This window comes from Butyrivibrio sp. AC2005, assembly GCF_000424145.1.
Taxonomy (GTDB): domain Bacteria; phylum Bacillota; class Clostridia; order Lachnospirales; family Lachnospiraceae; genus Butyrivibrio.
The window spans coordinates 412264-426293 of the sequence record NZ_KE384138.1; the positions used below are offsets into that span (position 1 = coordinate 412264).

The following is a 14030-nucleotide window of genomic DNA, read 5'->3' on the forward strand; positions in this document are numbered from 1 at the left end:
TTTTCTTATGTTCTGTCCTCATACAACCTGTTAATTATATCACAATATAGTTCTTTAGGTATCTTTCACCTTGTTTTCTTCTTCATGATTTTCTCCCTCCGGATTGTTTTATTTTGTTGTTCTATCTATAAGTACCGGCGAGTTTTGATTTGGTTTTATATTTTTGAAAATTTTTTCAAAAAATTTTTGCACGAAAAAAGGCAGCTGTATTCTTAGCTACAACTGCCCCTATTACAAACTATGTATTACAATTTGCTATGTTCTATTCAGCATAAAGAAGCCTTCTTAGACTCATCATATTCCTTAAGCAATTTCATTCGGAATTCTTTGTCTAAAATTGCCTTCTTCACATCTTCATCTCTTCCCTGCTCGAGAAGCCAGTTAAACAGAGCTGTAATATTTCTCTCAGCATCATCATATCCATTCCCATAACCATCATCATAGCCATCCTCATATTTTTCCTGAGCGATAGTCTTATAGTGAAGTTCTTCGTTATAATCCCACATCTCCATTTCCACTACCTCTTTTCTATGTTTCTCAAAGAAGTCCTTTAAAATGCCTCGATTTATACAATCATCGATTGCTTTCTCAATTGCTGCTCTTACCGCATCATCACTATCCTCAATTTCAGAAGCAATATCTTTAATATATTTTCTCACGATAGCAACGAAAATACTATAATTATTTAATGTCTCACAAGCTGCCATTAGTTCAGGATTATGTCCTTCGTTGACATTGATAAGCGTAACTATAAGCTCAAGATCAGGGAATTCCTCATGCTTTTCAAACTGCTCAGATAGTTTATAGATCTTTGTATCTTCCATAGGTTCTGTTCCATTATAGAACACGAAAAACTTGGGTGATGGGATTTTAATAAGCTTCGACCTATATAGGTCATCCTTCTGAGTCATACTTTTTAAGAGCTTTGCCACATAGAACAAATCTCTTAATGGCATGTTTGGACATGGTGTTGATTGGTGTTCAAAAATCCCCAGCTCGTAATTAAATATAAAGGATACATCATTTTTTACCTTCATAAATGTACTGTCGCCTATGGTATTTATAATCATTTCATCTGGATTATCATAATTTGTCCCATTAAGCGCATTGTACAATGAAAGCAACTCCTCCTTGTCATTAAATAACATCCTAAAGGTAGTATCCTTATACTTTGGTGTTATTAAGTTGTCTTGTTTCAAATCATTCTCCTTCTTTTCTTTAGTATTATTACAATCCAATGTGATTTCATAGGCGAAAAGCCCTGATACGCTACTACACGTAATAGATTGAAAACCTGCTGAATTTTGCAGCCGGAGAATAGAATAGCAAAAAGAAAACCGGAAATCTTTAAGATTGTCTTAAGATTCCCAGTTTTTGAAAGATATTTTCAGCATTTCTTTTCATTCTGCATTTTCTATTGCAGTCTTTATGGCACTGGCTGATGTATCTGCATAAAACGTGAGCAATGTCGCGTCTGTAGGCTCATATAAGGTTTTAATTTCAGAATCACCATTTGGATAATCTATCCATTCAACTTCACCCTCATATATCTGTTTTGAAGTATTACTTTTACCATCATAATCATATACGAATTCATACCCCATATGCACCGAAGATCCATAGAAGCCATCATGTGAATTCTTTCCCCAGTAATTTCCCACATGATCACCCTGAGTTTCACCCATTTTAATCCAGTCTGACTGAGCATCCACCCATGTATATATATTCATCACATAATCAGCCTCACAGGTCCCCTCCTGAAGTATAATCTCTGGTATCCCATCAGAAGTAACATCAAACACAAAGTAAACGGGAGCGTCCCCATAGGAATAAACTATTCCTTCCGCCTGCTTTTGCTTTATAATCTCGGCTGCCCTACTCGCCATAAGTTCTGAGTTCATAGAAGACTCTGAACTATTCACCTTCCATTTTGAATAATCAAAAGTACTGCAATCCTTAATGATAAGTCCACCGAAAATATCAGGATTTCCACCCTTTACTGCTGTTGCTGTAAAAGGAAACATTGGAACACTGCCACCCGGTTCATCATCCAACGATCTCCAACTGTACTGTCCGGACAACGTATATGTTCCGTCTCCATTGTTTTTTATATCTAGCCCCTCATAAGCATAATAGTCCATTGGCAGCTCGCCTTCTCCCAGCAGATTATCGGAATCCGCAGTTATGCCATTATCCTCAAAGTCATAATCACCAGGTATTTCTATACCGAGAGAATTATAAAAATCTTTTACAAACGGTACATCCAGCTTGTCATCCTTTTTCCATGGAAATGCCTTTTCTGCCTCAGGATTATTCCATAATGTATATACAGCATACAATCTAGCACAAAATACATAATTTCCTGCATCCAGCCAATCCTGTGAGTAAAATCCGATTGCATCTACAATCTGAATTTTCTCATCTTCTGTCAGAGATACATCGGCATATTCTTCGCTTTTTTCATTTTTTTCTTCACCCTCGATTAAATCACTAAAGCTGTATTCATACTCTCCATTTGGATAATAATGGTAACTTCTATCATCTTTATTAGTGCTTCTATACAATTCATCACTTATTTTCTCTACATTAAGATGATGTCCCATCCAGCCTTCAGTTGTAATTTTTTGTCCTACTAATGGCTCTATATCTGTCTGTCCCATATAGCTAAGTAGCCATGCTTCCGGTACTTCAATAACATTATCACCAACCTGCAATTTTACCGGTTCATCAAATCTGATTCCATATTCCGGCATATTTCCCATAAATCCATATTGCTCGGAATACTGTGAATACTTCGATGCATATTCTTCTATATCAGCATTTCGAATTACTGTTCCTGTAACTGTAAAGGGAATCTGAAGTTCGTGGATCGCTTCTTCTGAATCTCCTTCATCAGGCTTTACCTCTTTTGTTTCATTTTCTTCCACTTCGCCTGCAACATCAGAATCAGCGCTATTCTCTGTTGTCTCTGCTGCCACTTCTGAATCAACATCCCCTTCATCTTCTACAATCTCAGCTTCTTGTGCATTCTGTTTCACAGCATAATAAGTCGCACCAGCCCCGGCGCCAGCTCCAACCAGAATTGCACCCGCTATAATCAATGCCTTAACTCCCAGGGATAATCCTGCACCTGTAGCAGCAACTGTTCCTGCCGCACCTGCAATGCCGGCACCTGCTGTTCCTGCCGCCGCACCTGAACCTGTACCGGCACTTGTACCTGAAGAAGCCACTGCAGCATTAGCTCCAACAGCAGATCCTGCCTCTGCCACCTTTACATCTCCCGACACAGCCATTTTTGCTGACATACCTGCTCCTGCATTACCGAGCGCAATAGCTCCGGGTGTAAGACCGACCTTTGCACAGCTTCCTACGTAGATGCCCTCTGCAGCTTTAGCTGAAAGCTTTGTATTCTCGGACATAAGCTTGATTGCATAGTACAATGTAGGAAGTGCAACAACATGAAGTCTGATACCGTCGCGTTTTTCCGTTCCTTCAACCTTATCCTTAAGAAATTTTCGGGCATAGTTCAGGCGGCTCTTAACCGTTCCTTCTGAACAGTCCTGCATCTGTGCAATTTCTCCGACTGAAAAACCGTCAAAATAATATGCGATGACAGCAGCCTTCTGAACCTCCGGAAGTTCACCTATAAATTCCTGAATAATCCTGCTTGTTTCCTTCTGGTCTGTCGATAATTCAGGCAGCGATGTAATGTCATTACTCTCAAGTGTCTCAAAGATATCCTTTCCTTCCTCATCAACATTTGGAAGCACATCCTTTTTCTTACGAAAAATTTTCATTCCCTGATTATGGCAGATTCCGTCCAACCATCCTAAAAGAGACTCCGCATTCTGCAGGCTCTTTATGTTCTTGTAGGCCTCAATATATACAATCTGTGTAAGGTCCTGCGCATCAGCTTCATCCTTCATGTATGCCTTTGCACGAAAATAAACATGATTGTATGTAGCAGAATATACCGCATTAAAGCCCTCTTCTTTTCCCTCAGCCATCTCCTCGATGGCTCTTTTCAACTTTTCATCCATTCTCCATATCTCCATTCAATATTTTTACTATAGTTGTCGAAACCGCTCTCCTCCTTTCCCTGGTTCTACTAATAAGTACCAACAAAAAAGAGTTCGGATTTATAATATTGAATTATTTTAATGACGATTTATTTTACCATATTATCCTTCTGTGATTTTTTTATTACACCTGGATATTTGTCTCTGGGCGTCGGAAGATGAATATGAAAGCATGACCGTCTGCTCGTGTCTTAGCCAGAATAAACAGATGCAAAAAATAAGTGTATGTAATTCTCAATCGATTGTGCGCTTGCGCAATGAGATTGAAATCACATACACTTATTTACATTTCATACGGACTTAATACCCTGGAATGGCGTCCGAATTTATCAGTTTAATTTTTTATTAATTCAATTTCCAGATATCTCTGTTGTACTCTTCTATTGTTCTGTCGGATGAGAAGAATCCTGCCTTAGCGATATTTGTAAGCATCATCTTCTTCCACTTGTCACGGTTCTCATAATCAGCAAAGATGAGATCCTTTTCACGAATATAATCCTCAAGATCGATAAGAGTCATGAACCAGTCCTTCTTAAGGAGCTCGTCCTGAAGACGCTTAAGGTTCTCCTTGTGGCCTACTGCAAGGCACTGCTTGGAAGTAATGAAATCTACTGCCTCCTTGATAACCTTGCTCTTCTTGTAGTAATCCTTGGATACATAATCAGCCTTCTTGTAGTGAGCAATAACCTCATCAGCGCTGATACCAAAGATGTAAATGTTATCATCGCCTACAAGATTGTGAATCTCTACATTAGCACCGTCATCTGTACCAAGAGTAACTGCACCGTTAAGCATGAACTTCATGTTACTTGTTCCTGAAGCTTCCTTTGATGCAAGTGAAATCTGCTCTGAAACATCACATGCGGGAATAAGCTTCTCAGCATAGCTTACGTTGTAGTTCTCAACCATGATAACCTTCATGTAAGGTGATACATCGGGATCGTTCTTAACAATCTCCTGCAGGCAAAGAAGCAGGTGAATAATATCCTGCGCGATTACATAAGCAGGTGCTGCCTTTGCTCCGAAGATAAATGTAAGCGGACGAGCAGGCTTCTTACCTCCCTTGATCTCAAGGTATTTATGGATGATGTAAAGAGCGTTCATCTGCTGACGCTTGTACTCGTGAAGTCTCTTAACCTGAATATCAAAAATAGAATTCGGGTCTACTTCTACTCCCTCATGCTCCTTAAGATAAGCTGCAAGTTCCTTCTTCTTCTGCATCTTGATATCTTCAATCTTATCAAGAACTGCCTGGTCATTTACATATTTCAGAAGATCCTCAAGCTTATTTGCATCCTTTTTAAAGCCATCACCGATTGTCTCTGAAAGAAATTCTGTAAGCGGATGGTTACAGGACATAAGCCATCTTCTGAAGGTTACGCCGTTAGTCTTATTATTGAACTTTTCCGGATAGAGCTTATAAAAATCGTTAAGCTCTGAGTTCTTCAAAATATCAGTATGGATAGCAGCAACACCATTTACAGAGAATCCATAATGGATGTCGATAAATGCCATGTGTACCTTCTTATCCTTGTCAATGATCTGAACTGCAGGATCCTTAACCTTAGCGCGGATTCTCTTATCAAGCTCCTTGATATAAGGAACAAGCTGAGGAACAACCTTCTCAAGATACTTAAGAGGCCATGTCTCAAGAGCCTCTGCAAGGATAGTATGGTTTGTATATGCGCAGGTCTTGGATACAACATCAATAGCCTCATCCATTGTGAAAGCCTTATCCTCTACAAGAATTCTGATAAGCTCAGGAATAATCATTGTAGGATGTGTATCGTTGATCTGAATTACAGCATGCTTATTGAGGTCTCTGAGGTCATACTGACGCTCCTTCTGCTCTCTTAAAATAAGCTGTGCAGCATTACTTACAAGGAAGTACTCCTGGTAAATTCTAAGGAGGTTACCTGCCTCATCAGAATCATCGGGATACAGGAAAAGTGTAAGGTTCTTCTCAATCTCTTCCTTATCAAAGCTGATACCCTTTTTAACAAGGCTCTCATCAACTGTCTCAATATCGAAAAGTCTGAGCTTATTAACTCCGGTGTCATAACCTACAACATTCATGTTGTACAGTCTTGAAACAACCTTCTTCTTACCAAATGCTACTTCAAAAGTAGTATCTGTCTTCTCAAGCCATGACTCCTTCTCAATCCATGCGTCCTTCTCAGCTGTCTGAAGGTTATCCTTAAATACCTGACGGAAAAGTCCGAAGTGATAGTTAAGACCGATACCCTCTCCTGCAAGACCAAGTGTTGCAATAGAATCAAGGAAACAAGCTGCAAGTCTTCCAAGACCACCATTACCAAGTGACGGCTCCGGCTCGCACTCCTCGATCTCTGCAAGGTGCTTGCCATTCTTCTCAAGTATCTCATTTACCTTGTCATATACTCTCAAGTTGATAAGGTTATTGGAAAGAAGCTTACCAATAAGGAACTCCATTGAGATGTAATAAATCTTCTTCTCTCCACCCTCGATCGGAGCCACATCCATAAGTCGATTAGCATAGTCAAGAAGAACAACGTAAGTCTCCTTATTGCTAAGATCCTTGATCTCCTTACCAAATTTCTCTTTAGCTATAGTAAGGAGTGTTTCCTCCATGTTGGTTACCAGTACATCCTGCTGTAAATTAGTGTGCTGACTCATTCAATCCTTCCTTTCTAAAAATACATAACCAGTAGCGTAGTGTTTAAATCTTCGCTATTTCACATAACCCGAGGTGAGGGGACACTCATCTCGAATCTGATTTATTCTGCCAATTTCGCAGAAAACGTTTTCTCATGAACTGAAAATATCGTAACACATGAAAACGTTTTCCGCAAGTGGGTAAAAAAATAATTTAAGAAATCTTAAGAATTTAACCTGTTGCAGACTCGTAAGCAACAGGTTTAACAAATGATATCCTCATATTTCATTCTCACAAGAGTATGCGGTAGTCTGACCCGTCTTCCTGCTGAGCCGTTAAGCAGTCTGTTAAGCTCGCGTACACTCTCGGCTGCAACCTCCGCAAAGTTCTGCTTTACGGTATTCATCTGTTTTCCTACATAGCCCATGAGGATGATACCATCGAATCCGCAAACAGGGCGGAAAATATCCATATCCATAAGAGCCTTCATGGCGCCGATGGCCATAAGGTCTGAGCCGCAGACAACTATATCCTTATTCTTTGCATAACGAAGTGCTATATTTCTTGCCTTTAATTCAGAGAAATCACCATTCCTTATGAAAAGCTTCAATTTCATTTTCTTGGAGAGATCCTCCATCGCCCTTATCTTTTCCTCTGTTATGAAGCTGTTTCTCATACCTGCGATATAGAGGATTTTGTTTCCGGTATTTTCCTTTATGGTCTTTTCGGCAACGTCCTTCTGAGCCTGATAATGATCTATTCCAACCACTGAAGTACTCTCGTTTGTGAGGTTTCCGTCAACAACAATTATCTTAAAGTTCTGAGATTGTATAAGCTGGTTCAGCACCTTGTCATCGTTATTCATACCGAAGATAACAATTCCGCTGATACTCTGTGAAGTGAAATATCTTATCATCTCATCAAGGCTCATGTGCTCAATCATAGAATAGAATACAGTGATACAGTCGAGCTGCTTTTCCTGTGCCATACCAAGAGCACCTGAAATATACTGCATATCTATTTCATCAATCGCCTGAGTTTTCATGTTGAGCTTTAAAAGAAGGGCAATTCTTCCCGATCTCTTGGACGAAAGAGCTGCTGCAACCTGATTAGGCACAAAATTAAGGCGTTCTACCGCCTCCATTACCTTCTTCTTAGTTGATTCACTTACATTCGGATAATTATTTAAGACCTTCGAAACTGTTGAAATGGCAACCCCTGCTTCCTTTGCCACATCCCTGATAGATACCATTTTTTTGCCTCACAAAATAAGATATAGATTTATCTGAAGAAACTCTCACGCCAAGCGCTTAGTAATAAAATTACTTCTGCTGCATAGTATAGCATAAATTATACAAAAATTGTGCTTCCATTATATTTTATATGGAAACTCTTTTTTTATCATAATAAAAAGGTATCGAAAACTCCTGTTTCCAATACCTTTAATATCAATTAATCAATAACAACTCCAAGTCGCCATTCATGCTGTCTGCTTAACTGAAGCCACCTGATTTACATAGAATGAATAAAGTGACTGATAAGTTGCTTCATTATAATGAAGGCCATCTCCTGTTGAGAATCCGTGGTTCTGAAGGAATGAATAACCATCAAGCCATCCAATCCTGCTGTCTAAGCCTTTTCTCATCTCACTGTTAAACTTCTCAATATCTGAATTAGTAATAGTAGGATAATCGCTAACGGGCGTAACCGCTGCATAATATACAGTAGCTCCGGCATCAATCCATGAATCTATCTTCTTATTTATAAGCTTGATATATTTCTCTGAATTGTGAAGATCATTTACACCATAGTTGATGATAATAACACTTCCGTCTCCAACAGTGGCATCTATCTGCGGAACTGCCTCACTGGAGAAAAAGTTGTATCCCTCACCAACCTTGGCAATCCATTTGTAATCGTCTTCATCGACAGCCTGACTCATCTGAACTGTTCGTGAATCACCTGCAAAAATGTACTCTACTCCCGGTTCCTTTTCCTGAAGAAAATCCATTCTGATATAGCCGACTTCATCGCCATACATTACTTGATACCAGCCGTTATCAGTCTGTCCAAGAACTTCCATCTTCGTATCACGCTTAATAACTCCAAGCCTGTCGAACTCAGTTCCTGCACCGCTACGTACATTTACCCTGTCATTTGAATAGAGATTTTTCTCTTTTTCATAGACTGTTATTTTATAATCTGATTTAGTGGAATCGTCCTTTAAAAGATTGTCCGCTTTATAAGCGCCCTTAGAAGCTGTGGTCTTGCTAACAGTTTTGGTCACCTTGGCAGTCTGAGCCTTATGAGTTCCTGCTCCGGCCTTTTTGTCCGCAGCAACAGTCTCTGTCTCAATCTTAGCAAACGCAGTCGTCTTATTATCAAGCCGCTGCACCACATACTGGGTAATTAAAACAGCCACCAAAAGAATTGATATCGCCAGAATGATCCTGACTAATGGCTTAAACTTTCTGTTTCTCGTCTTCCTGCTACCTGTTCTCCTCATAAAATATCGATTGCTCCATGATTCCTATGCAAAACAAGTTTATAAGGTTACTAAAAAACATGAACTTCCAAAATATGGGAAGCTTATCATGCTCCCCATATTTCGAGATATTAACCCATTTTTACGCATTCGTCAAGTTTTTGTAAATTTTTGTCATTTTTTCTTATCGCACAAACTCAGAATGATGTTCCGGCAGATCAGGAAAATAAGACATAAGAATCCCCAAATCATCCATCCTATAGCGCCGCCTAAGGTGTTTGTCACCACGTCATCAATCTCTGCAAAGCCCAGTTTAAAGATAAACTGTGTCTGCTCGATGAAGCCTGACATAAGTGCACATGAGACAACACACAAAAAAGGATTTCTGAAAACTTTAAATGCCGAAGGTAAAAGAATCCCCATTGGAATAAACATTATTATGTTTTCAATAAAAAGAGCCTTCCTCCGCGTCGTAATACCCCACGAGGACCACAGACGAAGATTAACCCCGTCATATTGTCCAGGCTCTCTGCTCATGAAAACGATAAAAAGAATTGCGGTCAGATAGATCAGCAGCGCAAATACCGAAATCGCATGCCATGCACTAAGCCGCCTTTTTCTTTTCATAATCTTACATACTATTACATATATTAAATAAAGTACTCCGTATACCAGAGCAATTCCTACACCTATATGTATATATTTAACCATGCCCTGAATATCAGACAATATAAGGCTGATAAGGGCTTCATTCTCTGTCAAAAAATTTTCTATCATATTTATTTACTAATAGCTTCTCTGGCGTAAACAACGCACTGAACTATGTTAGAGCGCTGTTCTCTCGTTAAAACATAGCTCACGCCAAAGCTTCTGGTTGCTCCTGAATAAAAATCTGTAATTGAATCCTTGCCAACTGCAATGGCATTTCCCCTGCGGTCGAGTGCCACAACTGTAACAGGAATATAATCCACATTTTTCTCTGTGGAGTTGGATACATCAGCTGATAAGGTGAAATATCCACTTGTATTACTTCCATACATTATATTAAATATATCAAAATCCTTGCGCGGATCATTCGCGCATTTCTCAATATCAAGATTTGGCATGATGAAATACTCATGCACTCTGTAAAGAGAAAGTCCAGGATACTCTGCCTTGGTCTTCTTAGTATCTCCGTCTGTCCCATCACCTTCAGTACCCTCAGATGTTCCTTCGACTTCCTGTCCTTCAGCGGGTGTCCCATCTGTTCCCTCAGATGTTCCTTCGAGGTCCTCCCCTTCAGCGGGTGTCCCATCTGTTCCCTCAGATTTCTCACCGGCATCAGATGAGCCCTCAGATGCTGAACCATCAGCAGCTGATTCTTCAGGCTTTTTACCATCGCCGGATGTTCCTTCTGATGATGCTTCATCAGTTGATTTTCCCTCAGATTCTGTATCATCAATTTTCCCTGCAGTCTTTGCACCATCGCCGGATGCACCTTCTGATGCACCTTCTGATGCTGCTTCGTCAGCAGTTTTCACATCAACCTTTGAATCATCGGCCTTCTTTCCTTCAGAAGCTGCTTCATCAGCAGATGCCTCTCCCTCTGACTCATCTGCAGGAAGAAGCTCTGTGCCACCGCTCTTAGTACCTGAATTACCGGCAGATGCTTTACTACCCTGATCAGCAGCTGCCAAAAGCTTAGGCTGTTCAACTTTTACAGATGAAGTGGTAAGCCCTTCCTCCTGAAGTGCCTTCTCAAGTTCATCTATGTCTATTGAATTAGTATCATCGTTATTGGTCGGAGCGCTGTTCGCCTCGCCCGGCTCGGGAGTATCACCTGAAAGATCACCTTCCTCTATGGTGACAGAATCCTCTCTTGTCTTAATCTGTCCGTAAGGCACATAGAAATAGCCCTTCTCACCGGGAGCGATAACATCCGGTACAGCGCGGACATAATCATAGGAATCCACTACCTCGAGGTTTCTGTCCTCTATATCAAAAACAGAGTCAGGCCCCAGATATAGATTGGTTTTTCCTATATTCTCGATTGTTACTACTGCATGAAAACCTGAATAATTGCCATCGTCCTCGTAAACGAAATTTGTTCCTGTTATACGATAATCAATATTCTCTGAAGCATCACCGCCGGCAATAATAGATGAGCCATTGCCACCATAGCCGGTCTGATCCGTATTATACTTAAAAATCCAATTACCATCACTGTCATAGTACGCAGAATCATCAAGCACTTCCTCTTCAGTAGGTGCCTCATTAACCTGCTCTGCGGGAACAGGATTATTTTTTCTATACATATAATATGCACCGAAGATAAAACCTCCAAGCAAAGTCACTATCAGTGCAAAGGTTGTAAATGCATACTTCATAATGTTCCCCTCATTAAAAAGTCTTCCAATATTAGAGTAACAAACATCCGTAACGGTTTCAATGATGGTTTGGGAAGGCTCCTACATTTCACAAAATAATCACAAACGCGTCACTAATCCTTACGATTTTGGTTTTAATATATTTTCATAAGATAAAGGAATGTAATTCTCTTATCTCCCTCATAAGAAAACTTTTCGTGACAAGAACTGCCGGGTATCGTGACAATACCCGGCAGCTTCATGTTTACATTAAAGATCCTCAAAGTAATTGTTTATCACAGTATCTGCTTTAGGGCTGGGAATTATAATTTCATAAGCCTTGCCACCACTTTCACCGGCTTTAGCAGAGATTTTCTGAGTTTTATCCCTGACCCTTTTACCCGAATTATTATTCTGATTATTACTGCTGCCTGAATTGTTCTGGCCACCGGGGTTACCGCCACAGGGTGATCCCGGACATCCCCTTTCCCTGATCAGTTCCACACTGACACACTCAGGAATAATTATAACCTTCCCTTCAAATGTATATGCCAGCTTTCCCTCATCATGATCCTCAAGGAAGTTCATCTGAATCGCCTTCTTGGAATTATTCTTATTATTGCTCTTCTTATTATTACTCTTGTTTTTTGCAGTACTTGCGCCGGATTTATTCTGATCCTTGCGCATCCTGTCATCAATTACTGCCTGGGTCAGATTCCTAAAATCCAGGCCACTCTGCTGATAAATCTTTGCAGAAAGATTCTTATCCCTGTATAGTTCCTCCAAAACAAAGGCTCTGATAGCGTCAGTCTTTATGTCCTCGGTAACTATCTTGCAATCGTTCTGACTTTCTCCTGTGAGATAAAAATCAGCTGCCTGACCTGCAAGCATTATTACCGTCTTACTCTCTCCTGATTTAAAGCTTGTTATCTTGCAGTTAAGGCTTCCCTCGAGAAGGCATACTCTCGTATGTCTGGAATCAACAACCTCAACCTGCGCGCAGGTTCCCTTTATAGACATCGACATGTTGGAGGTTCGGATATTGAATATCTCGCCATCCTTAAGAGGTGATATTACATTAAAAAACAGATTTCCGGAATTAAGCAGAACCTCGTATTTATTGTTGCCCTTTCTAACCTCTGCCTTGGTAAGAGAATCAAGCTTAACGCTCTTGGTACTGTCAAGGCTTACATAGGCGTAGCTCTTGGATGCAGTAGCAATTGTGCTTCCATTTTCAAGTCTCATCATCGAAGTCACTGCCTGCTTTTTCCCATTTCCGGTAGTGACACTGACAACTCCGCTACCGCCTGTCATTCGCATCGCATTCTCAGATTCAGTCTTTTTATCTGCAGCGAAGGCATCACCCGAATAGCTTATCATCAATAAAAGCGCAAAAAAGCATGCGAGCACTCTCCTGCCCACACGCATGCACTTATAAATCTCATAATCGTATACTCCCCTCATAGCGCCACCTTTCCAAAACGCCATTTCATACCAAAACAAGAAATACAATAGCCGAAATACGCCCGACTTTAATCTATAGTATAATCATACGATATTTTGATAATTTTATGTATAAAATAAGTGTAATATTTTTATAAAGCCTCAGCAATTTCCGGTATAAACAAAATTAAGCTTCTCCCTGGCAACATCTGCCAGATGGTAAATCCAGTCCACATCCGTGGCATCTCTGTCAGTAAGCTGAAATCTCGGAAAAAACCTGGAAATATGCAGAGGAATCCCACGCCCTATACTCTCGTTATTTTTTCCCTTCAGGGACGCAATCCATTTAGACAACCCTCTCATCTCAAGATCCGTATCATTCCCCCTTGGAATAATAAGAGTAGTCAGCTCAACATGACAGTACTTTACAGCCTCAGTGATAAAATCCATCACCATCTGTCTGTCGCCCTGCAAAAAGTCTTTATAGAAGCTTTCCGAAAATGCTTTAAAGTCAATATTCATGGCATCAATATAAGGAATGAGTTCTTCAAGTACATCAAGACTAGCCATACCGTTTGTCACAAGAACATTCACCATTCCGCTTTCATGGATACACTTGGCAGCATCCCTTACATACTCGTAACTCACCAGAGGCTCATTATAGGTAAAAGCAACTCCTACATTTCCCTGGTTTTTATATTTTAATGCGATAGCGGCAAGCTCCTCCGGAGGCAGGTATTCCGCAGTTTCCTCGAGAGCATACGCCTGATCCGACCATGAAATCTCATAATTCTGGCAAAAAGGACAGCGCAGATTACAGCCATAGCTTCCGACAGAAATAACCTTGCTTCCGGGCATAAACCTTGCGAGTGGCTTCTTCTCAATCGGGTCAAGTGCGATGCTCGTGACCTTTCCATAGTTAGCAGGAACTACCACACCATCCCTGGTAGTCCTCACTCCGCAAAAGCCACGCCCGCCTTCTTCAATTTCACAATGCCTGTAGCAAACATTACATTCTGCCATGTTTTCACCTTTTCACTTTT

9 protein-coding genes are annotated in these 14030 nt (G+C 40.4%); all 9 read right to left on the reverse strand.

What is annotated here, in order from left to right:
* Positions 1-266 precede the first annotated feature (266 nt).
* Positions 267-1199: a hypothetical protein gene (locus G602_RS0121860; RefSeq protein ID WP_026660926.1), complete on the reverse strand. Its 933-nt coding sequence runs from the start codon at positions 1197-1199 to the stop codon at positions 267-269.
* A gap of 201 nt (positions 1200-1400) precedes the next feature.
* Complete coding sequence (locus G602_RS29520) at positions 1401-4040, reverse strand: RNA polymerase sigma factor (RefSeq protein ID WP_196808751.1); 2640 nt, start codon at positions 4038-4040, stop codon at positions 1401-1403.
* A 384-nt stretch (positions 4041-4424) separates the two neighbouring features.
* A complete protein-coding gene (locus tag G602_RS0121870) occupies positions 4425-6734 on the reverse strand; it encodes a glycogen/starch/alpha-glucan phosphorylase (RefSeq protein ID WP_081676116.1) in 2310 nt (769 codons plus the stop codon).
* A 242-nt stretch (positions 6735-6976) separates the two neighbouring features.
* Positions 6977-7966 (reverse strand): LacI family DNA-binding transcriptional regulator, encoded by a 990-nt coding sequence (locus G602_RS0121875; RefSeq protein ID WP_026660928.1) that lies wholly within the window; start codon positions 7964-7966, stop codon positions 6977-6979.
* Positions 7967-8194: 228 nt separating this feature from the next.
* Entirely contained in the window at positions 8195-9220 is a 1026-nt protein-coding gene (locus G602_RS0121880; protein ID WP_026660929.1) for an SGNH/GDSL hydrolase family protein, read from the reverse strand.
* 153 nt (positions 9221-9373) lie between these two features.
* Positions 9374-9976, reverse strand: coding sequence for a VanZ family protein (locus G602_RS0121885; RefSeq protein WP_026660930.1), 603 nt, complete (start codon positions 9974-9976; stop codon positions 9374-9376).
* 2 nt (positions 9977-9978) lie between these two features.
* Positions 9979-11565: a hypothetical protein gene (locus G602_RS0121890; RefSeq protein ID WP_026660931.1), complete on the reverse strand. Its 1587-nt coding sequence runs from the start codon at positions 11563-11565 to the stop codon at positions 9979-9981.
* A gap of 249 nt (positions 11566-11814) precedes the next feature.
* On the reverse strand, positions 11815-13008 hold the full coding sequence (locus G602_RS0121895) for a FecR domain-containing protein (protein WP_026660933.1): 1194 nt from the start codon (positions 13006-13008) through the stop codon (positions 11815-11817).
* Between the two features lie 141 nt (positions 13009-13149).
* The gene (gene amrS / locus G602_RS0121900) at positions 13150-14010 is read right to left on the reverse strand and encodes an AmmeMemoRadiSam system radical SAM enzyme (protein ID WP_026660934.1); all 861 of its coding nucleotides are present in this window, start codon (positions 14008-14010) and stop codon (positions 13150-13152) included.
* Positions 14011-14030: the final 20 nt, after the last annotated feature.

Excerpts from the sequence above, each read along its gene's own strand:
- amrS (WP_026660934.1), bottom strand. The coding sequence starts at position 14,010 with ATGGCAGAATGTAATGTTTGCTACAGGCATTGTGAAATTGAAGAAGGC.
- G602_RS0121885 (WP_026660930.1), bottom strand. The coding sequence starts at position 9,976 with ATGATAGAAAATTTTTTGACAGAGAATGAAGCCCTTATCAGCCTTATA.
- G602_RS0121890 (WP_026660931.1), bottom strand. The coding sequence starts at position 11,565 with ATGAAGTATGCATTTACAACCTTTGCACTGATAGTGACTTTGCTTGGA.
- G602_RS0121880 (WP_026660929.1), bottom strand. The coding sequence starts at position 9,220 with ATGAGGAGAACAGGTAGCAGGAAGACGAGAAACAGAAAGTTTAAGCCA.
- G602_RS0121875 (WP_026660928.1), bottom strand. The coding sequence starts at position 7,966 with ATGGTATCTATCAGGGATGTGGCAAAGGAAGCAGGGGTTGCCATTTCA.
- G602_RS0121895 (WP_026660933.1), bottom strand. The coding sequence starts at position 13,008 with ATGAGGGGAGTATACGATTATGAGATTTATAAGTGCATGCGTGTGGGC.
- G602_RS0121870 (WP_081676116.1), bottom strand. The coding sequence starts at position 6,734 with ATGAGTCAGCACACTAATTTACAGCAGGATGTACTGGTAACCAACATG.
- G602_RS29520 (WP_196808751.1), bottom strand. The coding sequence starts at position 4,040 with ATGGATGAAAAGTTGAAAAGAGCCATCGAGGAGATGGCTGAGGGAAAA.